The organism is Angelakisella massiliensis (assembly GCF_900104675.1).
GTDB classification, from domain to species: domain Bacteria; phylum Bacillota; class Clostridia; order Oscillospirales; family Ruminococcaceae; genus Angelakisella; species Angelakisella massiliensis.
The window spans coordinates 2,327,675-2,353,985 of sequence record NZ_LT629945.1 but is presented as its reverse complement, the minus strand read 5'-3'; the positions used below and the strand labels follow the sequence as shown (position 1 = coordinate 2,353,985).

Annotated in this window: 21 protein-coding genes; 18 read left to right on the top strand and 3 right to left on the bottom strand. The window is 55.3% G+C overall.

All coding sequences use genetic code 11. The annotated features are described in order from the left end of the window. The first annotated feature begins 3 nt into the window (after positions 1–3). The 4 genes from BQ5383_RS16645 (at position 4) to BQ5383_RS16630 (ending at position 3,957) form a co-directional block, all read left to right on the top strand. On the top strand, positions 4–1,350 hold the full coding sequence (locus BQ5383_RS16645) for an MATE family efflux transporter (RefSeq protein WP_071433851.1): 1,347 nt from the start codon (positions 4–6) through the stop codon (positions 1,348–1,350). A gap of 12 nt (positions 1,351–1,362) precedes the next feature. Further along, positions 1,363–1,932: an NAD(P)H-dependent oxidoreductase gene (locus tag BQ5383_RS16640; RefSeq protein WP_071433849.1), complete on the top strand. Its 570-nt coding sequence runs from the start codon at positions 1,363–1,365 to the stop codon at positions 1,930–1,932. 211 nt (positions 1,933–2,143) lie between these two features. Further along, on the top strand, positions 2,144–2,959 hold the full coding sequence (locus BQ5383_RS16635) for a JAB domain-containing protein (RefSeq protein WP_071433847.1): 816 nt from the start codon (positions 2,144–2,146) through the stop codon (positions 2,957–2,959). Next, positions 2,956–3,957, top strand: a complete 1,002-nt coding sequence (locus tag BQ5383_RS16630) for a mechanosensitive ion channel family protein (RefSeq protein ID WP_071433846.1) — start codon at positions 2,956–2,958, stop codon at positions 3,955–3,957. The genes BQ5383_RS16635 and BQ5383_RS16630 overlap by 4 nt, the downstream gene beginning before the upstream one ends. 270 nt (positions 3,958–4,227) lie before the next feature. On the opposite strand, the gene BQ5383_RS16625 is transcribed toward BQ5383_RS16630, so the two are convergent. Then, positions 4,228–4,755, bottom strand: coding sequence for a hypothetical protein (locus BQ5383_RS16625; RefSeq protein ID WP_071433844.1), 528 nt, complete (start codon positions 4,753–4,755; stop codon positions 4,228–4,230). A gap of 423 nt (positions 4,756–5,178) precedes the next feature. Continuing rightward, positions 5,179–6,435: an MATE family efflux transporter gene (locus BQ5383_RS16620; protein ID WP_338061426.1), complete on the bottom strand. Its 1,257-nt coding sequence runs from the start codon at positions 6,433–6,435 to the stop codon at positions 5,179–5,181. Positions 6,436–7,011: 576 nt separating this feature from the next. Here BQ5383_RS16620 and uvrB point away from each other — a divergent pair. Further along, complete coding sequence (gene uvrB / locus BQ5383_RS16615) at positions 7,012–8,979, top strand: excinuclease ABC subunit UvrB (RefSeq protein ID WP_071433841.1); 1,968 nt, start codon at positions 7,012–7,014, stop codon at positions 8,977–8,979. A gap of 41 nt (positions 8,980–9,020) precedes the next feature. On the opposite strand, the gene BQ5383_RS21235 is transcribed toward uvrB, so the two are convergent. Next, positions 9,021–9,164: a hypothetical protein gene (locus BQ5383_RS21235; RefSeq protein ID WP_172724653.1), complete on the bottom strand. Its 144-nt coding sequence runs from the start codon at positions 9,162–9,164 to the stop codon at positions 9,021–9,023. A gap of 95 nt (positions 9,165–9,259) precedes the next feature. Between BQ5383_RS21235 and uvrA the strand changes: the two genes are divergently transcribed. From uvrA to BQ5383_RS16550, 13 genes are all read left to right on the top strand, one after another. After that, positions 9,260–12,109 (top strand): excinuclease ABC subunit UvrA, encoded by a 2,850-nt coding sequence (gene uvrA / locus BQ5383_RS16610; protein WP_071433839.1) that lies wholly within the window; start codon positions 9,260–9,262, stop codon positions 12,107–12,109. Positions 12,110–12,284: 175 nt separating this feature from the next. Beyond that, positions 12,285–12,443: a rubredoxin gene (locus BQ5383_RS16605; protein ID WP_071433837.1), complete on the top strand. Its 159-nt coding sequence runs from the start codon at positions 12,285–12,287 to the stop codon at positions 12,441–12,443. Positions 12,444–12,673: 230 nt separating this feature from the next. Continuing rightward, positions 12,674–13,879: an FprA family A-type flavoprotein gene (locus BQ5383_RS16600; protein ID WP_071433835.1), complete on the top strand. Its 1,206-nt coding sequence runs from the start codon at positions 12,674–12,676 to the stop codon at positions 13,877–13,879. A gap of 244 nt (positions 13,880–14,123) precedes the next feature. Beyond that, positions 14,124–15,581, top strand: coding sequence for a tRNA (N6-isopentenyl adenosine(37)-C2)-methylthiotransferase MiaB (gene miaB, locus BQ5383_RS16595; RefSeq protein WP_338061425.1), 1,458 nt, complete (start codon positions 14,124–14,126; stop codon positions 15,579–15,581). 62 nt (positions 15,582–15,643) lie between these two features. After that, entirely contained in the window at positions 15,644–16,051 is a 408-nt protein-coding gene (locus BQ5383_RS16590) for a YlbF/YmcA family competence regulator (RefSeq protein ID WP_071433833.1), read from the top strand. Positions 16,052–16,283: 232 nt separating this feature from the next. Further along, entirely contained in the window at positions 16,284–18,929 is a 2,646-nt protein-coding gene (gene mutS / locus BQ5383_RS16585) for a DNA mismatch repair protein MutS (protein ID WP_235822004.1), read from the top strand. Between the two features lie 69 nt (positions 18,930–18,998). Beyond that, positions 18,999–21,185, top strand: coding sequence for a DNA mismatch repair endonuclease MutL (gene mutL, locus BQ5383_RS16580; RefSeq protein WP_071433831.1), 2,187 nt, complete (start codon positions 18,999–19,001; stop codon positions 21,183–21,185). Between the two features lie 32 nt (positions 21,186–21,217). Then, positions 21,218–22,186 (top strand): tRNA (adenosine(37)-N6)-dimethylallyltransferase MiaA, encoded by a 969-nt coding sequence (gene miaA, locus BQ5383_RS16575; RefSeq protein WP_071433828.1) that lies wholly within the window; start codon positions 21,218–21,220, stop codon positions 22,184–22,186. Further along, the gene (locus BQ5383_RS16570; protein ID WP_071433826.1) at positions 22,183–23,400 is read left to right on the top strand and encodes a biotin/lipoyl attachment domain-containing protein; all 1,218 of its coding nucleotides are present in this window, start codon (positions 22,183–22,185) and stop codon (positions 23,398–23,400) included. The genes miaA and BQ5383_RS16570 overlap by 4 nt, the downstream gene beginning before the upstream one ends. Further along, entirely contained in the window at positions 23,366–24,088 is a 723-nt protein-coding gene (locus BQ5383_RS16565) for a YggS family pyridoxal phosphate-dependent enzyme (protein ID WP_071433825.1), read from the top strand. The genes BQ5383_RS16570 and BQ5383_RS16565 overlap by 35 nt, the downstream gene beginning before the upstream one ends. A gap of 33 nt (positions 24,089–24,121) precedes the next feature. Continuing rightward, the gene (locus BQ5383_RS16560; protein WP_235822003.1) at positions 24,122–24,649 is read left to right on the top strand and encodes a cell division protein SepF; all 528 of its coding nucleotides are present in this window, start codon (positions 24,122–24,124) and stop codon (positions 24,647–24,649) included. Further along, positions 24,633–25,388 carry a YlmH/Sll1252 family protein gene (locus BQ5383_RS16555; protein WP_071433823.1) on the top strand — a complete coding sequence of 252 codons (756 nt, stop codon included), beginning with the start codon at positions 24,633–24,635 and terminating at the stop codon, positions 25,386–25,388. Before BQ5383_RS16560 ends, BQ5383_RS16555 begins: the two co-directional genes overlap by 17 nt. Positions 25,389–25,400: 12 nt before the next feature. Continuing rightward, positions 25,401–26,243, top strand: a complete 843-nt coding sequence (locus BQ5383_RS16550) for a DivIVA domain-containing protein (protein WP_071433821.1) — start codon at positions 25,401–25,403, stop codon at positions 26,241–26,243. The last annotated feature ends 68 nt before the right edge of the window (positions 26,244–26,311 follow it).

Genomic DNA, 26,311 nt, shown 5'->3' with positions numbered 1-26,311 from the left:
AGTATGGAACAAACCTTTATGAAAACAAAACCGATTTTGCCGCTGATTTTGTCAATGTCTCTGCCGATGGTGCTGTCCATGATGGTGGCGTCTTTGTACAATATCGTTGACAGCTATTATGTGGCCAAAATCAGCGAGGATGCCATGACGGCGCTGTCCTTGGTTTTCCCTGTGCAAAATTTGATCAATGCTGTGACAATCGGGTTTTCCGTTGGCGCAAACGCTGTGATTTCTTATCACCTTGGGGCGCGGGACCAACGAAGAGCCGATGCGGCAGCAGGGCAGAGCATCATTTATAATGCGCTTCATGGAATTGTCCTGACGGTCGTCTGTATTGGCATCATGCCATTTTTCCTGAGACTGTTTACAACGAACCGGCAGGTTGTGGATATGGGTGTACGGTATTCGCGTATTGCTTTTGGCTTCGCGGTGTTTATGGCGGTTTCCATGTCTATGGAAAAGATTTTTCAGGCAGCGGGAAAAATGCTGATAACAATGGTCTGCATGATGTCCGGCTGTATCGCCAATATCATTCTGGACCCTGTGCTGATTTTCGGTCTGGGACCTTTTCCCAAAATGGGGATCGAAGGAGCAGCTCTGGCAACGGGTCTTGGACAGGTGCTCAGCTTGCTGATGTATGTGATTTGCTACGCTGTGGGACGTTTCCCGGTTCATATTCATTTTGGAGCCGATCTGCTGGATCTCCGCTTAACCAAAAAAATGTATTCTGTCGGTATTCCCGCCACCCTGAATCTGGCACTGCCGTCCCTGTTGATCTCGTGCCTGAACATCATCTTATCCGGGTATTCTCAGGTCTATGTTCTGGTGCTGGGTGTGTATTATAAATTGCAGACCTTCCTTTATCTGCCTGCCAACGGCATTGTTCAGGGAATGCGTCCCATTATCGGATATAATTTCGGGGCAGGGGAATACGCCAGGGTTCGCAAGATCTATCGGATGGCCCTTGTCCTCTCAGCCTGCATTATGACGGCGGGTACAGTGTTGTGCTGGCTGATTCCCGGGCAGCTGATTGGTTTGTTTTCCACCAATACCGAAACCATCATGGCGGGCAGCGCTGCCCTGCGGATCATTAGTATAGGATTTATCGTTTCTGCGGTTTCGGTCATTTCGTGCGGGGCTTTGGAAGGCTTGGGCATGGGAAGCCCATCTTTAATCATTTCTCTGCTCCGTTATGCGATTCTGATCATACCTGCGGCATTTATCCTCAGCCGCCTTTTGGGAGCGACAGGAGTATGGCATGCCTTCTGGGTTTCAGAACTGATCACAGCGATCATTGCATATGGAATTTACCACAGAAAAACCTTATCCTATGAAAGTGCTGACAACTGAAGGAGGAACTGTATGAGAAAGGTATTGTTTGTAAACGCCTGTCCAAGACCCCATTCAAGAACCCGCTTGCTGGCGCAGAAGGTGCTGGAAAGACTGGAGGGAGAAGTCAGTGAAGTGGATCTTTTCCAGGAGAAGATGCAGCCCCTTGACTGGGAACTGCTGCGGCAGAGAGACCAGCTTATTTCGTCCCGGAATTTCTCCGCTCCTATATTTCAGTATGCCAACGACTTTGCCGCCGCGGACGATATTGTGATTGCAGCGCCTTACTGGGATCTGGCATTTCCGTCTGTGCTGAGGATCTATCTGGAATATGTCACTGTAACTGGGGTGACGTTCCGGTATTCGCCTCAAGGGGTGCCGGAAGGATTGTGCAAGGCAGAACGGATTTTCTATGTGACTACGGCAGGAGGCCCTGTGGGCGGCAATAACCTGGGGTATGATTATGTAAAAGCTCTTGCAGGCACGTTTTATGGTGTTCCAAAGGTCCTGTGCTTCAAAGCGGAAAATCTGGATATCAAGGGAGCAGATGTGGAAGGTATTCTGAAAAACGCTGCGGATGAAATCGATCATGCCGTCTTATGATTTTTAGGCAGAGGAATGTTTTTTGAGCGGACATGATGCAGTCTGTTCCCAGGGGACCGGCAATGCAGCCGCCGATTCTTCAAAACCGGTCAAAAGGCGATGAGATATGAAATGTCTGCCGGTGAAAAAGAATCACATTACCCGCCTATTTCCTTTTTCCGTCGAAACGTGTATAATAAACAGGAAAAAACGGCGGAAGGAGGGTGTTCTCGTGGACCATCCACATGAGGGACACCGTCAACGGGTAAAGAAACGTTTTCGGGAACAAGGGCTGAAGAACTTTGAACCCCATAATGTGCTGGAACTGCTGCTGTTTTATGCCATACCCCGCCGGGATACCAATGAGATTGCCCATCGTTTGCTGGAAGCTTTCGGAACATTTTCCCGGGTACTGGACGCGCCTGTGGAAGAGCTGACCAAGGTGGAGGGGATTTCCGAAAATTCCGCTCTGCTGCTTAAACTGATTCCTCAGCTTTGCCAGCTGTATTATGAAGAAAAGGTTCATGATCAGGCAGAACATACCGGTTCGCTGGTGGACTATCTGGGCAAGAAGCTGGTGGCCAAGTATATTGGCGAGGTCCATGAAATCAGCTACCTGATTTGTCTGGATAATCGTTTGAGGGTGCTGTACTTTGGGGCCATCAGCGAGGGTACAGGGGATTCCGTCTCCATTCTCACCAGGAAGATCGTGGAGGTGGCCATCCGCTGCAACGCCACCAGTGTGATTTTGGCCCATAACCATCCCACCGGTCTGGCTCTGCCTTCCAGAAAGGACAAGCAAACCACCATTCAGCTGTACAACACTCTGCAAGGCGTTTCCATTCGTCTGCTGGACCATATCATCGTAGCCCGTGATGAATATATTTCCATGGCCGGAGGAGGAATGCTGTCTCCGTCCACATTGGAAGGCTTTCGCAGCAGCGCCGCTTTCGCTGATGGAGACTACGATCCCAAGGAGTTGGATGAACTGCTCAACAAGCTGGAGGAAGAATCACGCCGGGAACAAACACAGGAGGAAACAACATGACCTTAATGCCGCTGACGACATTGACTCGGGAAGATCCCCTCAGCATCACAGAGCAGCTGTACCAGAAGGTGGTAGAGCTTTGGTATTATATTCTGGATCACCTGGGAGAACTGATTTGGCGTTTGATCATGGTAGTGGTCATTCTCATCCTGGCCCGGATCATCCTTTTTATGGTTTCCAGGTGGACAAAAGGAATGATCGAACAGGCCAAGCGGCGAAATAATGAACAGCACAGCCGCAGGGTCAGCAGTATGATGACCCTTTTTCGCAGTGTGGCGCGGTATGGGATTTATTTTATTGCCGCCTATATGATTTTGGGACAATTTAATCTCACAAGCGGTATGAGCAGCCTCATCGCCGCAGCCGGTATCGGAAGCGTGGCCATCGGCTTTGGCGCCCAGAGCCTGGTGAAGGACGTGGTGACAGGACTGTTCATGATGTTTGAAAACCAGTTCTCGGTGGGAGATTACATCAAAACAGAGACTGAGGAGGGAACAGTGGAAGCCACAGCCCTTCGGGTCACCTATCTGCGTAATCCCAAAGGAGAGCAGGTGATCATACCCAATGGCTCCATCTCTCGGGTGATCAACTATTCCAGAGGCTACAATATCGCCCGTCTGACCATTTCCACTGCCTATGAGGCTGATACCCGTCAGGTGATGGAGGTGATCGCTCAGGCGGCGGAGCACTATGCCCATACCCATCAGGAGCTGGTGGAAGGGGAACCGGTGGTGCTGGGAATCACGGAATTTGCCGGGTCCAGCGTGGATATCGGGCTTACCTGCCGGGTCAAACCCGCTATGCAGTGGGAGGTGGAACGGGGATTGCGTCTGGCTATCAAAGAGGAGTTTGACCGCCGGGGCGTAGAGTTCCCATATCCTCATGTGGTAACGGTACCGGGAAGCAACAGTTCTCCTGTGCTGTTTCACCAGCAGCCGAAGGAAAGAAAAAAGCCCGATTGGGCCGCGGCTATGGATTCTGACGGAGACGATGATTGATTTGCGGCGGGATTCGGTGCCTGGTGCTTTTTCACAGCGTTAAAACAAAAAAGGGAATCCCTGGTGGCAGACAGCGCCGATAAGGGATTCCCTTTAAATTTTAAAAAACGGTTTGATGCTATTGCCGGATTGGTTTCCGGATCTTTTTCATGTCCTGGGTTTGGCAGGATGGGAAAGTTGAGGGCATATGAAAAGAAGATAAATTTCGGTTTGGAATAATCCGGAGGTGGGAGAAAAGAGACACAGAACCATCATTCCGTAAAATGGCTGTTATCGTCCGCCAAACAACTTGCTTAAAGGCTCAACAATGGCCTGGAGATCAGCAATGGATTGGTTGAGGCCCTCAAAATCCAGGCTGTTGAGCTTCTCCAAAGCTTGCTGAAGCTCTTGGAGGGACTGCTGTACACCGGCGTCAGTGTTCTTCACCAGCTTAGACGCGTCGGAGAGGATGCCGCCGATATCCGCGTCAAGGATTTCCTTGGTGAGGGTCTCCAGGTCGCCGGCAATGCTGGTGGCTTGGGTCATCAGGGTATTGACATCCTGGAGAATGGTATTGAGCCTGGGGAGAAGAACAACGCAGATCACCACCACCAGGGCCAGCATGATGGCGCAAAGCAAAGTGAAAATTTTGGTATAGCGCAGCTGGCGGGCGATGTTTGATTCCATCTGCCGCAGCAGCGCCAGAGCTTCCGCATCCGCAGGGATAGGGGAGGGGGAAGCATTTTCCCCAGTGGTGGGAGAGGGGGAGAGGTCTTGCTGGGAAGATGGGACAGCAGTGGCTGTTTCGGTATTGTTCATGGTGGAAAGCCTCCTCACAGTTCTTTTGGAGAAAGCGGGCAATATCCCGTTTCTTGTTACGCTCCACATTATATCATGTCTCGCTGGCTTGTACCAGAGCGGAGGAGAGGGAATGATATTTTCAGTGGAAAAAGAGGGGCAGGTTTTCCAGACGGAATATGTTCCTGACCGTGTTTTTCCCGGCTTTTCGGGAAAGAAGGCCATACTGTCAGTTTGCCGGAGAAATGTCCGCGTCCATCTCCCAACCCAACAAGGGCAGCAGAAGGAGCGAAGACTGGAAAGGAACGGGACAGGGATGTCAGTGTGCTTTTTAAAAAATGGCAATGGATTGGGGGGCTGCTTTACGCCTCTTCCGGTCGATAGCTTGCTGAACGCTGTGGGGAGTGTTTGATCAGAAATATAGACAGAATGGTTACCAGCAGCTCAGTCAGCGGCATAGCGAACCAAAGAGCATTTCCACCCAAAAAAAGCCGGAAGAAGATGAATAAGCAGTCCGCTGATTGCCAATCCCCGCAGCACCGACATCAGGAAAGATGCCTTGGGACGAAGGACAGCCTGGAAATAATAGATGGCGTATATGTTGAAGGGCAGCAGCAGAAAGGACAGGAAATAGCGGCGGAGGATAGGAGCGGCGATATCCAGTACCGCCGGTGTTGCGTCCATGAACAAATGGGTAAGGGGCAGCGGGAAGGCCATGGTCAACAGGGTAAAGCCCCCTCCCAGCATCAGAGCTGTCCCCAGCCCCAGCCGGAAAGCCAAATGGACACGTTCCATTTTTCCTGCTCCGTAATTGGTGGAGATGATGGGCTGTGCTGCCTGTCCCACACCATAGGCGCAGGCCTGAACGAAGGTGCTGACATTGACGATGACGCCGTACACGGCCAGAGCGTCGCTGCCTGCCAGCCCCATGATCTGATTATTGAACATCACCGACAGAATTCCCATAGCGATATCGATGAAAAAAGAGGAGAATCCTGTGGCTGCGATCAGTCCTGTTCCGGTACAAGGCTTGACCGGAATAACAAGTTTCAGTCCGCAGCGCCGTGAGAAAAAGTGGCTGCACTGGAGCAGCACCGAAAGGACCTGCCCCAAAGCGGTGGCAAGTCCCGCTCCCTGTATGCCCATGTCCATCACAAAGACGAAAAAATAATCCCCGAAGACGTTGAAAATGCCGCCGGCCAGTGTGGCGGCAGTAGCCAGGGCGGGGGTGCCGTCATTGCGGAGCATGGCGGAAAGAAACTGGCCCAGAACAAACAGCGGTGCGGTAAAGCGGACATAATGGAGATACTCCAGCGCCAAAGGAAGCAGACGGCTGTCGGCGCCGAATAATGTCAGCATGGGTACAGGCGCGAAGAGCACAAGCCCCCAGGTCAGCAGGGCCGCCGCAGTCATTCCCAGGCAGGAGAGGGTATAATAGTTGTATGCCTGTCTGGTATTTCCCGCCCCTTTGGCGGCGCTCATCAGGACGGACCCGCCGATGCCGAACAGCAGCCCGCAGCTGTACAGAATATTCCAGACAGGGGCCACTGTGGCCAAAGCGGCCACGCCGTCCGGCCCTTCATACTGTCCCACCATGGCGCAGTCTACCAGGGAATAGATGGATACGATCAGAGCACTGCCGAAAGACGCGGCCAGATAACGCAGATACAGTTTTCGGACATCGCCGGTAAGCACGTCCATATCAAACACTCCTTTTTCAAAGCAACAAAAAAAGCCGGATAAGACGCGTACAGCATCTTATCCAGCATACCATGTTCGCCTGATGATACACCCTCCGATGAACGGGGTCATTGTAGCAGAAACTTCCTGTCCTGTCAAGGATTCTTTCGTGGGGCGGACGCCAGAAATCAGGGCCCGCAAGAGAAAATGAAACGGTGATTACCTGAGGATCACGATAGGAAAGCGGAAAATTGCCGTTGCAGAGGTGGGAAAAGTGTGCTATAGTAGAACCGCAAAACATTTGTTTGCGTGTACATCTCCAAAGTGTTGGGTACACTTCCGGAGGGTGTCCCATATCCCCTGGATACGCTGCCGGCTCCTGCCGAAACCAGTGGTGAACCCTCTTTTTTCACACCCCACTGGATGCTGGCTTGGGGTTAAAAATCAGACGTGTGTCCTGATCATTTATGATTTTGGATGGAGCTTTTTCAGCAAGAAAGGTTTCGGTATTCTGCCGCAAAACCCATGTTTCTGTTTTCTTTGAGAAAAACAATATTTTTGAATAGAGAATTTCCAGATATGTGATGAGGTGAAGCCATGGCAGATCAATTTCAGCTTGTTTCTTCCTACAGCCCCACCGGCGACCAGCCGGAGGCCATTGAAGCCCTGTCCAAAGGGGTGCTGGCAGGGGAGCGGGAGCAGGTGCTCAAGGGCGTTACCGGTTCCGGCAAGACCTTTACCATGGCCAACATCATCGCCAAGGTCAACCGGCCTACGCTGGTGCTGGCCCATAATAAGACCCTGGCGGCCCAGCTGTGCAGTGAGTTCCGGGAGTTTTTCCCCAACAATGCGGTGGAGTATTTCGTCTCCTACTACGATTACTATCAGCCGGAAGCCTATATCGCCGCCACCGACACCTATATTGAAAAGGACAGCGCCATCAACGATGAGATCGAGAAGCTGCGCCACTCCGCTACCTCTGCTCTGTCGGAACGGCGGGATGTAATTATCGTTGCCAGCGTTTCCTGCATCTACACCCTGGGCGACCCTATTGATTACCGGAACATGGTCATCTCCCTGCGGCTTGGGATGCAGAAGGACCGGGATGAGCTGATCAAAAAGCTGGTGGAGATCCAGTATGAGCGCAACGATATGAACTTTGTCCGCAACAAGTTCCGGGTCCGTGGGGATGTGGTGGAGATCTATCCCGCCTACTCCAGTGATACCGCCATCCGGGTGGAGTTTTTCGGGGATGAGATCGAGCGGCTGTGTGAGATCAACACCGTCACCGGCGAGGTGAAGAATTTCGTTTCTCATGTGGCCATCTATCCCGCTTCCCATTATATCGTTCCCCATGAGCGGATCCTCAAAGCGGTGGAGGAGCTGCGGGAGGAATGCGACCAGCGGGTGGCCTACTTCCGTTCGGAAGGAAAGCTCATCGAGGCCCAGCGGATCGCGGAACGGACCAACTACGACCTGGAAATGCTGCTGGAGGTGGGCTTCTGCTCCGGCATTGAGAACTATTCCCGGGTCCTTTCAGGGCGGGCGCCGGGCAGCACGCCCTACACGCTGCTGGACTATTTTCCAAAGGATTTTCTGCTGTTTATTGATGAATCCCATGTGACCCTGCCTCAGGTGCGGGGAATGTACGGGGGAGACCGTTCCCGAAAGGAAAACCTGGTGCAGTACGGTTTTCGTCTGCCCTCGGCTCTGGACAACCGGCCTTTGAATTTTGAGGAGTTTCAGGGGAAGCTCAATCAGATCGTTTATGTCAGCGCCACCCCGGGGGATTATGAAAAGGAGCATAGCAGCCAGATCGTGGAGCAGATCATCCGGCCCACCGGCCTGCTGGACCCGGAGATCGATGTGCGCCCGGTGGACGGCCAGATCGACGATCTGATTTCCGAAATCAACCTCCGTACCCAGAAGCAGGAACGGGTATTGGTGACCACCCTCACCAAAAAGATGGCGGAGGATCTGACCGATTATCTGGAAAAAACAGGGATCAAGGTGCGTTATATGCACCACGATATCGACACCATGGAGCGGATGGAGATCATCCGGGATCTGCGCCAGGGTGTGTTTGATGTGCTGGTGGGTATCAACCTCCTGCGGGAGGGCCTGGATATTCCCGAGGTGTCTCTGGTGGCGATTCTGGATGCCGACAAGGAGGGCTTCCTCCGGTCCGAAACCTCCCTGGTGCAGACCATTGGACGGGCCGCCCGAAACGCCCAGGGCAAGGTGATCATGTATGCCGATACGGTGACAGAATCTATGGAAAAGGCCATCACCGAGACCTATCGCCGCCGGGAGATCCAGAAAAAATACAATGAGGACCACGGCATCGTTCCCAAGTCCATCCACAAGGAAATCCGGGATATTCTGGAGATCTCCACCAACGAGAAGGGCGAGAAGAAGCACAAGGCCCGCACCATGTCCCAGAAGGAGCGGGAGGCGACCATTGCCAAGCTGACGGCGGAGATGAAGAACGCCGCCCAGCTGCTGGAGTTTGAGCACGCCGCCTATCTCCGGGACAAGATCAAAAAACTGAAAGAGCAGAAGTAAGCAGTCTGCGAAGAAAGCTGCTTTCAGCGGATACAATCATTTTAAATCATGAAAATCAGCAGACGCGTCTGGTTGTTGTCCTGCGCTTTCTGCCGCCGGATGGGGACATCAGGGATGCCACCGGTGATCTCGTCAGCGATCCTGGGGCGTATCCCGGAAGAAGGAGCGGCTATCTGGAAGTGCATCCAGCTTTCGGGGCGCACTCAAATCAGGAAATGTGTCTGACTTTTCACCCTCGCCCCGCTCAAATAACGCTGCTGATATATGGGAGGAAACAATTTTGCCAAAGGATCAAATCATCATCAAGGGCGCACGGGAAAACAACCTGAAAAACGTGGACCTGACCCTGCCCCGGGACAAGCTGATCGTTTTTACAGGGCTGTCCGGTTCCGGTAAGACATCACTGGCCTTTGATACCATCTACGCCGACGGCCAGCGGCGGTATGTGGAAAGCCTGTCCTCTTACGCCAGACAGTTCTTGGGACAGATGGACAAGCCGGATGTGGATTATATTGAGGGACTTTCTCCTGCCATCTCCATTGACCAGAAGACCACTTCCAAAAACCCCCGCTCCACTGTGGGTACTGTCACCGAGATTTACGACTATCTCCGCCTGCTGTACGCCCGTATTGGCGTACCCCATTGCCCTGTCTGCGGCCGGGTCATTCAGCAGCAGACGGTGGACCAGATCGTGGACAAGATCATGGCGCTGCCAACCGGCACCAAAATCCAGGTAATGGCTCCGGTGGTGCGCCAGCGGAAAGGGGAGCACGTCAAGGAGTTTGACAACGCCCGCCGTTCCGGTTATGTCCGGGTCCGGGTGGACGGCATCATGTACGAGCTGACCGAAAACATCAAGCTGGAAAAGAACAAGAAGCACACCATCGAGGTGGTGGTGGACCGCCTGATTATCAAGGAGGAGATCCGCTCCCGCCTGTCCGACTCCATTGAGACAGCCTCCGCTCTCACTGGAGGACTGGCACTGGTGGACGTCATTGGCGGAGAGGAGATTTTGTTTTCCCAGAATTACTCCTGCCCTGACCATGATATTTCCATTGAGGAGCTGAACCCCCGGCTCTTTTCCTTCAACAACCCCGCCGGAGCCTGCGAAAAGTGTACCGGCCTGGGAGTGTTCCAGCGGGTGGACCCGGATCTCATTATCCGGGACCCCAATCTCTCCATCCGGGATGGGGCTATCCGTGCCTGCGGCTGGAGCTATGATCAGGGGGGCATCACCCAGATGTATTTTGACGGCCTTTCCAGAGCATATGGTTTGCCCCTGGATGTTCCCGTCAAGGACATCCCCAAGGAAAAGCTGGACCTGGTGCTGTATGGAACAAAAGGGGAGAAGTTCCTTATGGAGCGGGAGACCGGCACCATGCAGGGGTCCTATTATTCTGATTTTGAGGGTATTATCAATAATCTGGAGCGGCGCTACCGGGAGACCCAAAGCGACTATTCCCGGATGGAGATCGCCAACTATATGACAGCAGTGGAGTGCCCCGTCTGTCATGGGGACCGGCTGAAAAAGATCGTGCTGGCGGTGACGGTGGGCGGCAAAAACATCGCGGAGCTGTGCCGGATGTCGGTGGCCCAGGCCTATGATTTTATCTCCGGGCTGGAGCTGACCCCTACCGAGGAGATGATCGCAGGACAGATCATCAAGGAGATTCGGGAGCGTCTGGGCTTCCTCATTAATGTGGGGCTGGAATACCTTACCCTGGCCCGGTCCTCCGGTACCCTTTCCGGCGGCGAAAGCCAGCGTATCCGTTTGGCTACCCAGATCGGCTCCTCCCTGGTGGGAGTGCTTTACATCCTGGATGAGCCCAGCATCGGCCTCCACCAGCGGGATAATGACCGCCTCATTGCCACCCTCAAACGGCTGCGGGATATCGGCAACACCGTCATTGTGGTGGAACACGACGAGGATACCATGCTGGCTTCGGATTTTATCGTGGATGTGGGCCCCGGCGCCGGCATCCATGGGGGCAATATCATTTATGCCGGTACCCCCACGGGAATCCTGGATTGTCCCGATTCCATCACCGGCCAGTTCCTCAGCGGACGGAAGAAGGTATCGCTGCCTCCACAGCGCCGCAAGGGCAACGGCAATGTCCTGCGGGTGCTGGGAGCCCAGGAGCACAATCTGAAAAAGATCGATGTGGATTTCCCTCTTGGGACCTTTATCGCAGTTACCGGTGTTTCTGGCTCCGGCAAGAGCAGTCTGGTCAATGAGGTGCTGTACAAGGCCCTCTGTGTCCAGCTGGGAGGGGCCCGGGTACGCCCCGGCAAGCATCAGGGAATCGAAGGGCTGGAGAATGTGGATAAGGTCATCGCCATCGACCAGTCGCCCATCGGCCGTACCCCCCGTTCCAATCCCGCTACCTATACCGGCACCTTCAATGACATCCGGGAGGTTTTCGCCTCCACCAACGACGCCAAAATGCGGGGCTACAAGAGCATCCGTTTTTCCTTCAATGTCAAGGGCGGACGGTGCGAGGCTTGCGAAGGTGACGGCATTATCAAGATCGAAATGCACTTTCTGCCGGATGTGTTCGTTCCCTGCGAGGTGTGCAAGGGCCGCCGGTACAACCGGGAGACCCTGGAGGTCAAATATAAAGGCAAGAGCATCTACGATGTGCTGGAAATGACGGTGGAGGAGGGACTGGATTTCTTCCAGAACCATCCCAAAATCAAGCGCCGCCTTCAGACCCTCTATGATGTGGGCCTGGGATATATCAAGATCGGCCAGCCTGCCACCACCCTCTCCGGCGGTGAGGCTCAGCGGGTGAAGCTGGCCACCGAGCTGTCCCGCCGCTCCACCGGCAAGACAATTTATATCCTGGATGAGCCCACCACCGGCCTCCATGCCGCCGATGTGAAAAAGCTCATTGAGGTGCTGCAAAAATTTGTGGACGCCGGCAATACTGTGGTGGTAATTGAGCATAATATGGATGTCATCAAAACTGCCGATTACCTCATCGACCTGGGCCCCGAAGGGGGAGATAAGGGAGGTACGCTGGTGTGCTGCGGTACACCGGAGGATGTGGCGGCCTGTGAGGCTTCCTACACCGGCAAGTACCTGAAAAAGGTGCTGGAGCGCTCCCGGGATGGGGAAGAAAAGGCGTAACGGGCAAAAGTTTCTCAGAAATCCCCCTCATTTTCAGTTTGTTTGACGGAATTTTGTGAAAATTTGTCCTTCGGACAAAAAAGCCTTTACAAAAATATACTCTTGTGGTATATTAATCTCAGAGTTGGACAGGGTCCAAGATCAAATATCAGTAAAGAAAAAAGGAGACGTTATCATGGCAAAGTATGTATGTTCCGTTTGCGGATTTGTGTATGACGAGGCTGAAGGCTATGCCGATGCTGGTATCGCCCCCGGCACCAAGTGGGAAGATGTTCCCGAGGATTTCACCTGCCCCCTGTGCGGCGTGGACAAATCCATGTTTGAGGCTGAATAATCGCCCCGTTAAGACCGGCGTGTGAAAAGGTGTGCAATCCAAAGGGGAGCTCCCCACTGGCTTGCACATTTTTTCAGTGTCTTCCATTTCCAAAGCGGAGGAGGTTTTTGGCCGGGGATGAAAAGGTGCTTTGAACACATTCCCCGGCGGAATCCCGCCTTTTACACACAGCCAGAAACGGCTCCGGAATCACCGGCTGCCGGACCCATCAGCAAGGAGTGAGTATAAAGATGAAATTCCAAGTCAAACCCGGCGTTTATTCCATCGGCGCCCTTAACCCCGCCATGCGGGTCTTTGATATCGTCATGAAGACCGATTACGGCACCTCCTATAATTCCTACCTGGTGCGGGGCAGCGAAAAGACCGCCCTTATCGATGCCTGCCACAAGTCCTTCCTGCCCCAGTATCTGGACAATATCCGTCAGGTGTGCGACCCCAAGGAGATCAGCGTCATCGTCCTCAACCACAATGAGCCGGACCACACCGGCGCGCTGGCCAGCCTGCTGGAAGAGGTGGGGGATGTGACCATCTATACCACCCAGGCCGGTTCCCTTTATGTCAAAGCCATCACCAACCGCACCGACCTGAATCTGAAGGTGGTCAAGGACGGCGACACTGTGGACCTGGGGGGCAAGACCCTGCGCTTCATTCCCGCGCCCTTCCTCCATTGGCCCGATTCCATGTTCACCTATCTGCCGGAGGACCGGCTGGTCTTTACCTGTGATTTCCTGGGTTCCCATTACTGCGAGCCTTATCTGTGGGATTACCGGATGGCCTATCCCCAGAAGTATGAGGAGGCCTTCCTGGGCTACTATCAGGCGATTTTCGGGCCCTTCAAGAAGTATGTGCTGGCGGGTCTGAGCAAGCTGGCGGCATTGGATTATGACATGGCTCTCACCAGCCACGGTCCGGTTCTGACCCGGGAGCAGGGCGGTTATCTGGACTACGCCCTGGAGAAATACCGCCTCTGGAGCACCCCCGAAAAGCGGGAGAAGAAGCTGGTGCCTGTGTTCTACACCTCCGCCTACGGCAACACCAGAAAGGTGGCCAAAAAGGTGGCGGAAGGTATCCTGTCCGTCATGGATGCCGATGTGGAGCTGTATGACATCATCGACCATGACCTGTGCAAGCTGGCGGAGTTGCTCAATGAGTGCGACGGATTTGCCATCGGTACCCCCACCATCAACCGGGATGCGGTGCCCCCTGTCTGGCAGCTGCTCAGCTGCTTTGACGCCATCGGCAGCGCCAAACGGCCCTGTGTGGTCTTTGGTTCCTATGGCTGGAGCGGCGAAGGCGTGCCCAATGTCTGCGCCCGTCTGACTTCCCTCAAGTGCGCGCTGGCGGCGGAAGGGCTGAAGGTGAACTTTGTCCCCACTGCTGAGGATCTGGACAAGGCGTTCGCTTTGGGCGAAGCCTTGGGCAAGGCCATCGGCTGACAATCGGAATAGTATCCACAGCCTGGAAGGGAGTTTTGCCTTTCCAGGCTGTTTTTGTCCCATAGGGGTGAAAAGTGATGCAAAAAGGAGAAAGCTGTCCCATAGACAGTACCGTAAAACTTGCCGACGGCAGGAGACGCGGATTGAAATATCCCGCAAAAAGTGGTAAACTAAAAACATTAATGTCCAGGCTGTTCTTCCCCTAAAGAGGAAAGGCGGCAGGGATACTTTCAGGAGGATGACCTTGACACAACAGTATGATTTGTTCGCTCCCACCCCTCAAAAGCCTGAAAAAGGGGAGGAGAGCTTTTTCCAGGGGGATGCCCGGGAATATGTCCGGCTGGTCTCCCAGGAGCTGGCCCGGCGGTATGAAACGCCGCCCCTGGCCTATGTCCACAGCTACGGCTGCCAGCAGAATGTATCCGACGGCGAGCGGTACAGCGGGCTGCTGGCAGAGATGGGCTATGGCTTCACCGACCGCCCCGAGGAGGCGGAGCTGATTCTCCTTAACACCTGCGCCGTCCGGGAAAATGCTGAAAAGCGGGTGCTGGGCAATATCGGCGCCATGAAGCACTATAAGGAACACCGGCCAAACCTGATTATCGCTGTGGTGGGATGCATGACCCAGCAGCAGCATATCGCAGACCGGCTGAAAAAAAGTTATCGCCATGTGGACCTGGTGCTGGGTACCAACGCCTTCATCCGGCTGCCGGCGCTGCTGTTCGGGCGGCTGACCAAAAACCAGCGGTACTTCAAGGGCCCGGAGGATTCGGAGAACAGCCCCATCATTGAGGGGCTGCCGGTGCGCCGGGACGGCACACTGAAAGCCTGGGTGCCCATCATGCACGGCTGCGACAATTTCTGCTCCTACTGCATCGTCCCCTATGTCCGGGGCAGGGAACGGAGCCGGGAGAGCGCCAGTGTCATCCAGGAAGTGCGGCAGCTGGTTTCCCAGGGCTGCCGGGATATCACCCTCCTGGGGCAGAATGTCAACTCCTATGGCAAGGGGCTGGAGGAAAAGATCAACTTCTCCACCCTGCTGCGCCGCCTCAACGATGAGGTGGAGGGGGATTTCCGCATCCGCTTCATGACCTCCCATCCCCGGGACTGCACCAGGGAGCTGATCGACGCCATCGCAGACTGTCCCAAGGTGTGCAAGCATCTCCATCTGCCGGTGCAGAGCGGCAGCGACCGGGTGCTGAAGGAAATGAACCGCCATTATACCATTGAACACTATCTGGAGCTGATTCAATACGCAAAGGAGCGTGTCCCCGGCATCTCCCTGACCAGCGACATCATCGTGGGCTTTCCGGGGGAGACCAGGGAGGACTTTGAACAGACCCTGGAACTGATCAAGCAGGTGGGCTACACCTCCCTGTTTACCTTTATCTATTCCCGCCGCAGCGGCACCAAGGCGGAAAAGCTGCCGGATGTGGTGACGGCGGAGGAGAAGTCCAAATGGTTCCAGGAGCTGCTGGACCTTCAGGGCGTCATCGGCCAGGAGATCATGGACAGCTATGTGGGCCGCCGCCTGCGGGTGCTGCCGGAGGGCCCCGGACGGGAGGAAGGTACCCTCACCAGCCGCAGCGATGGAAACCTGATTGTGGAATTTCCCGGAGACCCCAGTCTGGTGGGAAATTTCGTGGAGGTGCAGATCACCGGAGCGATGAACTGGGCCCTGAAAGGGGAAGTTGTCAAATAAAGCGAAATTCGGCCTGTCAGCGCCGTGATTTTAAAAAATGATTTTATTTTGGAGGAAAAGACATGGATATCATCAAAATGACCCGTGACCTGGCTGCGGAGATGCAGAAGAGCGACGAGTATCTGGCCCACACTGTGGCCCGCAACGCCGCCGACAACGACGAGGAGCTGCAGAAGCTTATCGGGGACTTTAACCTGAAGAAGATCACCCTCAGCCAGGAGGTCCAGAAGTCCGAGAAGAACGAGGAGCGGATCAATCAGCTGAATACCGAGGTCCGCAGCCTCTATAACACCATCATGGCCAACCCCAGTATGCTGGCCTACAACACCACCAAGGTGGAGCTGGACCGGGTGCTGAACTTTATGCAGCAGATTCTGGTGAGCGCCGCCAACGGCGAGGACCCCTACACCGTGGAGGAGGAGACTGAGGGCTGCACCGGCAGCTGCTCTTCCTGCTCCGGTTGCCACTGAGAACCAAAAGGGATAGGCAGGGAGCCGGGCACCGAAAAGGTGAAGTGAAGGAGAGTTTACCTTTATACTCAGAATTTTCAGGTGCCCGGTGGAATCGCTTCAAACATCAGAATTTCGGCGCTGTCCATTTTGACGGGCAGCGGCCAAAGGAGGGATTTCCCGGGAAATCCCTTTTTTGGCAGGGACCAAAGGGAGTCTTTTGGCCGTTCCGGGACAGGAGGAAGGAAAAAGGATGAAACTAAGCAGCCAACTGATGGATCAGGTGAATGTGGAGCAGCTTTCCCCCATGATGCGCCAGTATGTGGAGATGAAGCGGGCCCACCAGGACCAACTGCTGTTCTATCGTCTGGGAGATTTCTACGAGATGTTCTTCGACGACGCGGTGCTGGTTTCCAGAGAACTGGAGCTGACCCTCACCGGACGGGACTGCGGCCTGCCTGAGCGGGCTCCTATGTGCGGTGTGCCCTATCACAGTGTGGATACCTACATTGCCCGCCTGATCAAAAAGGGCTATAAGGTGGCCATCTGTGAGCAACTGGAAAATCCCGCTTTGGCCAAGGGAATGGTCAAGCGGGACATTATCCGGGTGGTTACGCCGGGCACCCTCATTGAATCGGATATTCTGGACGAGGGGAGCAACAACTTCATCTGCTCCATCTGCTGCGGAGAAAACGGCTGCGGTCTGTCCTTCTGCGATATTTCCACCGGCGAGATGAATGTCACCCAGCTGGAGGGGAAGGACCAGGGGATGGTCATCAACGAGCTGGGCAAGTTCCGCCCCAATGAGATCATTTATAATGCCGCCTTTATGGACCGGCAGGAGGTGATCGCTTTCATTCGGGAGAAGCTGTGCTGCACTGCCGACCAGTGGGATGAGGAATATTTTGAAGAAAATGCCGCCCAACTGGCGGTGTTGCAGCAGTTCGGGGTCCGGTCTCTGCTGGAGCTGGGCCTGGAGGATATGCCCCTTGCGGTGGAGTCCCTGGGAGGGCTGATCGCCTATCTGCGGGAGACTCAGCGCACTGGTATGGAGCGGATCCAGACAGTGAAGCTGTATAACGAGGCCCAGTATATGCGCCTGGACCTGACCGCCCGGAAGAACCTGGAACTGACGGAAACCATGCGGAGCCGGGAGAAGCGGGGTTCCCTGTTGTGGGTGCTGGACAAGACCCGTACCTCTATGGGAAAACGGCTGATGAAAGCCACCATTGAGCAGCCCTTGATTTCCGCCGCCATCATCAACCGCCGCCTCAACGCGGTGGAGGAGCTGACGGGGGACGGGGTCCTTATGGATAATATTGTGGACCAGCTGACGGGAATCTACGATATGGAGCGGCTGATGACCAAGATCGTCTACGGCAGTGCCTCTCCCCGGGACCTCACCTCCCTGGGCTGCGCTCTCCAGCGGATTCCTCCTCTGCGTCAGCTGCTGGAGGAAGTGCGGTGCGGGGAATTGCAGGACATCTACAGCCGTCTGGACCCTCTGACCGATGTGGCCCAGCTGATTGCCCAAGCAATCAGTGATGATCCTCCCATCGCCCTCAAGGACGGGGATGTGGTGCGCAAGGGCTATGACCAGCAGCTGGACGAGGTGCGGTACCTGGCGGATCACACCAAGGAAGTGATCGCCTCTATCGAGGCCAAGGAGCGGGAGCGCACCGGCATCAAGAGCCTGAAGGTAGGGTATAACAAGGTCTTCGGTTACTATATCGAAGTCACCCGCACCAATCTGGATCAGGTTCCGGCAGAATATATCCGCAAACAGACCCTGGCTAACTGTGAGCGGTACATTACCCAGGAGCTGAAGGACCTGGAGGCCCGGGTGCTGGGAGCCCAGCAGCAGATCCTGGAGCTGGAAAGCCGGATCTTTGAGGAGGTCCGCAATGCCGTCAGTGCCCAGCTGTCCCGTATCCAGTCTACGGCGGCAGCCATCGCCCGGCTGGATGTGCTCACCAGCTTCGCGGTGGTATCGGTGCGGGGGGATTATGTGAGGCCGGTGGTGGATGTCTCCGACGAGATCGTCATCGAGGACGGACGCCATCCGGTGGTGGAGGAACTGCTGGCAGGCACCCCCTTCGTCCCCAACGATGTGAACCTGAACAACCGGGAAAACCAGATCGCCATTATCACCGGCCCCAATATGGCCGGTAAGTCCACCTATATGCGCCAGGTGGCCCTCATTACCCTCATGGCTCAGATCGGCTGCTTTGTACCGGCTCGTTCCGCTCATATCGGCGTGGTGGACGCCATCTTCACCCGGGTAGGGGCCTCCGATGACCTTTCCACCGGGCAGTCCACCTTCATGGTGGAGATGAATGAAGTGGCCCAAATCCTCAAATGCGCCACCAGCAAAAGCCTGCTGATTCTGGACGAGATCGGACGGGGCACCTCCACTTTTGACGGAATGAGCATCGCCCGGGCGGTGATCGAATACATCGCCGACAAAAAGAAGCTGGGGGCCAAGACCCTTTTTGCCACCCATTACCACGAACTGACGGTGCTGGAGAGCATCATACCCTGCGTCAAAAACTATAATATTGCCGTCAAAAAACGGGGCGAGGAAATCATTTTCCTCCGTCGTATCCTCCCTGGCGGAGTGGACGACAGCTACGGCATCGAGGTCTCCAAGCTGGCAGGAATTCCCCAGTGGGTCATCAACCGGGCTTTCCAGGTGCTGGAGGGATTGGAAAATGGCACCGGGGTGGAAGCGGCCAAGATCCGCACCAGGGGCAAGGCCCGCACCGAGGAACAGCAGCAGATGGCCTTTGTGGACGAAAACGCGGAGTTGCTCAAGCGCCGGCTGCGGGAAGCGGATGTGGATGCCATGAGCCCTAGGGACGCCTTGAATCTTCTTTATGAGCTGAAAAAGCTGGTTTGAGCGCCAGAGAGAACAAGACATTTCCCTACATAACATAGATCGAACATCACAGGAAAGGAGGGGACAGCCGTGGGCAGAATCAATGTTCTGGACCGGAAAACCGCTGAACTGATCGCTGCCGGAGAGGTGATCGAGCGTCCCAGCTCGGTGGTCAAGGAACTGGTGGAAAACGCCATCGACTCCGGAGCAACCTCGGTGACGGTGGAAATCAAAAATGGTGGTATCCGTCTGATCCGGGTGACGGACAACGGCTGCGGCATCCTCCGGGAGGATGTGCCCACCGCTTTTCTCCGCCACGCCACCAGCAAGGTGCGCACCGAGGAGGACCTGTATCAGATCGGGACCCTGGGCTTCCGGGGGGAGGCGCTGGCCTCCATCTGTGCCGTTTCCCGGGTGGAGCTGCTGACCCGGACCGAGGGTGAAGCCCTGGGCTGCCGGTACCGCATTGAAGGCGGTGAGGACTTGGGACTGGAGGAGGCGGGCTGCCCTCAGGGCACCACCATCCAGGTGCGGGACCTTTTCTACAATGTGCCCGCCAGGATGAAGTTCCTCAAAAAGGATGTCACCGAGGGCAACGCTATCGCCACACTGATGGACCGGTTGGCCCTGTCCCATCCCGAGGTTTCCTTCCGTCTCATCCGGGAGGGAGCAAGAAAGCTCCAGACCCCCGGAGACGGCAAGCTCTTTTCCGCTATTCATGGGGTTTACGGCAGTGATTTCAGCGGCGGGCTGATTCCGGTGGATGGGCGCAGCGGCAATATCCGGGTCATAGGCTATATCACCCGGCCTGAGAAAGCCCGGGCCAGCCGCTCCATGGAGCATTTTTTCATCAATCAGCGGTACATCCGCAGCGGAACCATGCTGGCTGCTCTGGAGGAAGCCTATAAAAACAGCATCATGACCGGAAAGTTCCCCGGCTGTGTACTGAATGTGGAGCTGCCCCTGGGGATGGTGGATGTCAATGTCCATCCCGCCAAGCTGGAGGTGAAATTCTCCGATGAGCGGGTACTCTTTGAGGCTGTTTATGCCGCCTGCAAGGGTGCTTTGCAGCGGATGGATCAGGCAGTTTCCGCCGCGGATACCAGCAAGAAGATCCAGAAGCTCACTTATTTTGATCTGACCAATCGTCCTCTTTCCGGGGAACAGCAGCGGATGTCCGCCCGGGAATACCGGGAAACAGTGGCGGCGGAACAAAATAGCCGTCATCAGCCGGAGCAAAACAAATCCGCTGTTGTCCGCCCCGTCGGCGGAGCTGTCAAAAAAGGCGCACTGCTGCTGGGGGATAACCCTGTGGAACAGTTGTACCGGCGGCAGCTGGAACGGAGAAACAGCCAGCCGGAAGAGCCGGCGGCGGATCTTCCCCCCAAAACCGTCGCTTATACCGGGGCGGCTGTAGAGCGGCGCCCTTCTTCGGAGACGGCTGTTCCGTTGAGACAAGACAGGGCGGAGATTTCACCCCAGACAGACAAAACAGCTTCCTTCGGGGTGGAATCAAAACAAAGAGAGCCTGTTCTTTCTGGAGAAGCGGAGAAACGGCCTCCAGAGCCTATCGTCCGGCAATTGGACAAGCCTCCAGCGGCATCCCTTCCAGAAAAAACGCAGGTTTCTGCTGTTGATTCCCCAGGGATGATGGCGGAAGTTCCTTCCCAGGCCAATCCACCGGTTCTTCAGGAGGAGGAACCGGAGATCCGGCTGGTGGGGGAAGCTTTCCGTACCTATATCATCGGAGAGCAGGGAGACCGGCTGCTGCTGGTGGATAAACACGCTGCCCATGAACGGATTTTGTTTGAAAAGCTGAAAGCCGCCCACCGCAAGGGGGGAGTGGACCGTCAGCTGCTGCTGGCGCCGGTCCGTATTCGTCTGACACGGGAAGGCGCGGGCGCGCTGCTGGAACGTCCCCAGTTGGTGGAGCAGGTGGGTTTTGTCATTGAGGATTTCGGGGATGGATCGGTACTGGTTCGGGAAATCCCTTCTATTGTGGAACTGGAGCAGGTAGAGACGGTGGTGCAGGAGATGGCGGAGATGCTGCTGAGCAACTACACCCACCTGGAGCTGGATATTTTTGACGAGCTGTTCCACTCCATCGCCTGCAAAGCAGCTGTAAAGGGAGGATACTTTACTGGTGAGGAAGAACAAAGAAATCTCCTGAAATTGCTGCAAAAAGACCAAAGTATCCGGAATTGCCCTCATGGGCGTCCGGTGATGATCGCCCTGACCAGAAGAGAATTGGAAAAAATGTTCGGGCGAATCCAGTAAGAAATCAAAGCGCCGGTGAAAGGAGGATGGCGATGGCACAAGAGAAAAAACAGCCCTTACTGATTATTGTGGGCCCTACAGCGTCAGGCAAGACCAGGCTGGGGGTGGCCATGGCCAAGGCTCTTTCCGGGGAGGTCATTTCCGCCGACTCCATGCAGATGTACAGGCGGATGAACATTGCCACCGCCAAGCCCACGGCGGAGGAGATGGAGGGGGTCCCTCATCATTTAATGGACTTTCTGGAGCCGGATCAGAGTTTTTCCGTGGCTGAATATGCCCAGCAGGCCCGGGATTGTATCGCCCAGGTGGCAGCCCGGGGTCATCTGCCTATCATGGTGGGAGGCACAGGGCTCTATGTCAACACCGTCGCGGATAACATCACCTTTTCCGAGGCTCCTTCCGATGAGGCATATCGGGAGAGCTTGAGAAAGCTGGCTGAAGAGCAGGGTGTGTTGGCGGTTTACAGCCAGCTGCAGCAGTTGGACCCGGAGAGCGCGGCGGCCATTCATCCCAACAATCTGGGGCGGGTGATCCGGGCACTGGAGGTGTACCACACCACTGGCATCACCATGACAGAGCAGCGCAGACGCTCCCGGTTGGTGCCGTCTCCTTACCGGCTGTCTATGATCGGGCTGTGCTGCCGGGACCGACAGAAGCTGTATGACCGCATCGACCGCCGGGTGGATGAGATGGTCCGCCAGGGGCTGCTGGAGGAAGCAAGGCAGGTGCTGGCGGAGGGTTTGTCAGCCACCGCCGCCCAGGCCATCGGCTATAAGGAACTGAAAGGTTATTTTGCAGGGGAGGAGTCTCTGGAGGCCGCCCTGGAGCGGGTACGGCAGGAGAGCCGTCGATATGCCAAACGGCAGCTGACCTGGTTCCGCCGGGACCAGCGGATTCATTGGCTGGAAACCGATGTTTTGGGAGATTTTGAACATATTCTGGCCAGGGCTCTGGAGCTGGCGGTGGAGGATGGTGTGACGGGAGGCGAAGATAGGGAATGAACAATGCGCTGAGTAAATTTATGACCGTGATGATCGCCCTGTTTTTGCTCTCTTATACCGGTTATCAGGCATTCCGCTACATTTATACCAGCTACAGAACAGAAAACGCCTATCGCTTTGAGGTGGCCCGTTCCTACAATACCCATGGGATCCTGCTGCGGGATGAAACGGTCATTGATCAGCAGACAAACGGTGTGGTTCGTTATACGCTGGAAGAGGGGCACAAATTCATTCCCGATACCCCCATCGCCACTGTTTACAGTTCCCAGGAGGCCGCCCAGGCCGCCGAGGAACGGGACGCCCTTCAAAGGGAGCTCCAAACCTTACAAGGGATCAAGCAGAGCACCAACCCTGATGAACTGGCGGAGCTGTCGCTGCTCAATAACGATGTGTCGGTGACCCTTCGCCAGCTGACAGCGGACGGTTCTCTGGGCACAGTGACCGATATGGAGGGAAGCCGTCTGGATCTGCTGGAGGCGGCGGGACGGCGTCAGCTGATCACCGGTGAAGAGGGAGACCTGGATGGCCGGATCCGCACCCTGACGCAGCAAATGCCTGCGGTAGAGGAGGGGACGCCGATTTACTGCAACCGGATCGGTTATTTTTCCCGCTTTGTGGACCATTGTGAGGAAGAGTTTTCTCCCCAGCTGCTGGAAACGCTGGACGGAGATACTGTTCAGCAGATGCTGGAGCAGGAGTATCCGTATGATACCCAGGCCTTTGGCAAGTGCGTCAACAGCTATCAGTGGTATTATGTGACCGTTATTCCGCTGGAGGACGCGGAAATGTTTCAGGAGGGAGCGGACCTGACCATCACCTTTGTAGGCAGCACAGAAGACCCTGTGAGCGGCTGGGTGGAGCAGGTCAAGGAGGAGAAGGAAAAAAACCAGGCAGTGCTGGTCATTGGAAGCACCGATGTCAATGGGGATACGGTTTCCCGCCGTACCGCTTCAGTAAAACTGGGCTTTTCCGATTATGAGGGAGTGCGTTTCAGCCGCCAGGCCCTGCGGATACAGGATGGCAAGAAAGGCGTTTTCGTCAAGGGAAATTCCGCAGTCAAGTTCAAACAGGTGGATATTGTGTATACAGGCAAAGATTTTTATTTGAGCAAGCTGGATTATTCCAGCGACATCTATCTGAATATCTTTGATGTCATCATTGTGGAAGGGAATGACCTTTATGATGGAAAACCATTGGAGCAGGGAAGATATTGAGCGCCGTGTCTGTGAGATTCGTCAAACCGTTGAGCAGTCGGCCCTGGCTGCCGGACGCAGGCCGGAGGAGATACATCTGATGGCCGTGACCAAAACGGTACCTGCCGCGGTGGTCAACTATGCCTGGGAGGCGGGGATCACCCTTTTTGGAGAAAACCGCGCCCAGGAGCTGACGGAAAAATATGAGGATTATGCCTTCAAGGCTCCCAATATCCATTTTATCGGCACCCTTCAGACCAACAAGGTCCGGCAGATCATTGGGAAGGTCAGCTGTATTGAATCGGTGGATTCCCTGCACCTGGCCCAGGAGATCAGCAAGCGGGCACTGGCAGCAGGGCAGGCGATGGATATCTTTCTGGAAGTGAACATCGGCGGGGAAGCGTCCAAGGGAGGCGTCCTGCCGGGGGAGTTGGAGAGACTGCTGGAGCAGACGGCTCTTTTGCCGGGGGTGCGGGTCCGGGGGCTGATGTGCATCCCTCCGGTGTGCGAAAAAGAGGAAGAAACCCGGCGATATTTTGACCAAATGTATAAATTGTTTGTTGACACAAAGCACAAAAAAATAGATAATGGTAACATGGAATATTTATCAATGGGAATGTCTGCCGATTACGGGCTGGCAATTCGCCACGGTTCCAACCTGGTGCGGGTGGGAACCGCGCTGTTCGGCAAACGGAATTATCAGAATTAAACGCTTTGGAGCGTGATCGGGAGGAAAACGGGTATGGCATTCGAAGGCTTCAGGAAATTCATGGGAATGATCCCCCCGGATGAAGATCTGGAAGATGATGAAGATACGATGCAGGATGAAATGGACAGCGAGGAGGAGCCTGTTTCCTATAGTTATGGAAGCGATGCGGGCGGACTGGATTCTGTTGGAGGATCGGACCCGTACGCCTCCATCGGCAATCCCTTCAGTTCCAGCAGAGAGGAGTCGGGCAAAGTGGCAAGGATCCATGACGACGGCCAGCTTCAGGTAGTGCTGGTCAAGCCGGAGCGGTTTGAGGATGCCAGCACCATCGCGGACCATCTGCAGGCCAAACGTACTGTGGTGGTCAATACCGATTCGCTGGCCCAGGATATCCGCCGCAGACTCATTGATTTTCTCAGCGGTGTGGCCTACGCCGACGGCGGTACCATCAAAAAGGCCTCCAACACCACCTTTGTCATTACCCCCAGCACTGTGGGCGTAATGGGAGACTCCACCTCAGAGGAGGGCGACACTTCCGGCGGCAATGGCGTTTACTATTAAGCAGGAACGGGAGCTTTTTCTTGCCCGGGTGGAGGATCAGGCCAGACGGGCCAGAGAGCGGTCGATCCGCTGCTTTCTGGGTTTTCTGGATGATTCACAGCGCCGCTTAGCGGAGGACGGGCTGCGGTATTCCGGCCTGTCCGTCCGCTTTTTTGGCGGATATGAGGATGCGGAGCGGACTATGGTGGGGATGTCCCTGGAGGCGGAACTGCCGGAGGAGGCTTATCCCATCCGCTGTGTGGAGCTGCGCTGGCACCGGGGCGAAAAGGTGACCCACAGAGATATATTGGGTTCGCTGATGGGCCTTGCCCTGAAGCGGGAAACCATAGGAGACATCCTGGTGGAACCGGAGCGGGCGGTGGTGTTTGTTACCGACACCGTGGAGCCGGTCATTCTGCGGGAACTGACCCGGGTGGGCGGCGCTGCCGTCAGCTGTAAGGAGATCTCTCCGGCGGAAGTAACGTTCCAGTGCAGTTTTCAGGAGCTGTCCGGCACACTTTCTTCCCTTCGGATGGACTGCGTTACCGCTTTTTTGGCCAATACTTCCCGTAGCCGGGCCGCGGAGCTGGTGCGCGGCGGCCTGGTGTCGGTGGACGGCCAGCCGGAGCTGCGGTGTGATCATCCCATTGTTCCCGGCAGCAAGATCTCCATTCGGGGAACCGGGAAATTTATCTATGACGGCGAGACGGGACTGAGTAAGAAAAATAAATGGAAGGTTATCTTCAGAAAGTATCAGTAGGGGGTTTTGGGTATGGAAATTCCGGAGAGCTTCTTCGACGTATCCTTTAATAAAGCGGTGGCCTTTGGTTACAAGACCGAGGATGTGGATGAATTTGTAACAAAAGCGCTACGCCTGATCAAGGAGCTTCAGGAGGAAAACGAGGTCCTTCAGGAAAAGATGACAGTGCTGGCCACCAGTCTGGAAAAGTATCGGGAGGAGGAGGACAGTCTCCGTTCCGCCCTCATCGGCGCCCAGAAGCTGGGGGACAGCATCCTCAAGGACTCCAAGAACAAGGCGGAGATCATTATCCGGGACGCCACCACCAAGGCGGGCCATATCATTGAGGACGCCCACATCCAGCTGGAGCATGAAAAAGAGGAGCTGGAGCGGGTCAAGCTGGCGGCAGCGGACTTTAAAGAGGGCCTCATCCGGGTATACAAGGCACATCTGGATCAGATCAAATATATCCCTGTAGACGACGCCACCGCCAAGAAGCAGCAGGAGCGGAAGGCCGCCGCCGAGCAGGCCGCCGCTTCCAAAGCCAAGGCCCAGGCTCAGGAGGCGGAAGAGGAAGAACAAGCCGAGCCTGAGCAGGAAGAGGAGATTCCGGAGGAAGCGATTGTAAGAAAAGCCGCTGAATCCCGTCCTGCCCCTCAGCCCGCGCCTCAGCAGCCGGAAGAAGAGGAAGAGGAGGACGAGGAAGAGTTCCAGCAGGAGCGCCGGCCCCGTGTCCCTCGTCATGAGGCGGAATATGAAGATGAGGACGATGAGGAAGAGGAGGATTTCCAGATTCCTACCAGGAAAAAGCGTGTTGTCAGCTCCAAGTATGGGGTGCTGAAATTCGGTGACTCCTTTGATTTGCAGGATGACTGAGAAATCGGAGATTTTTCCAGCCTCAGACAAGCTTTTAAAGATTTGACGATGTGAAAAAATCAGGATCT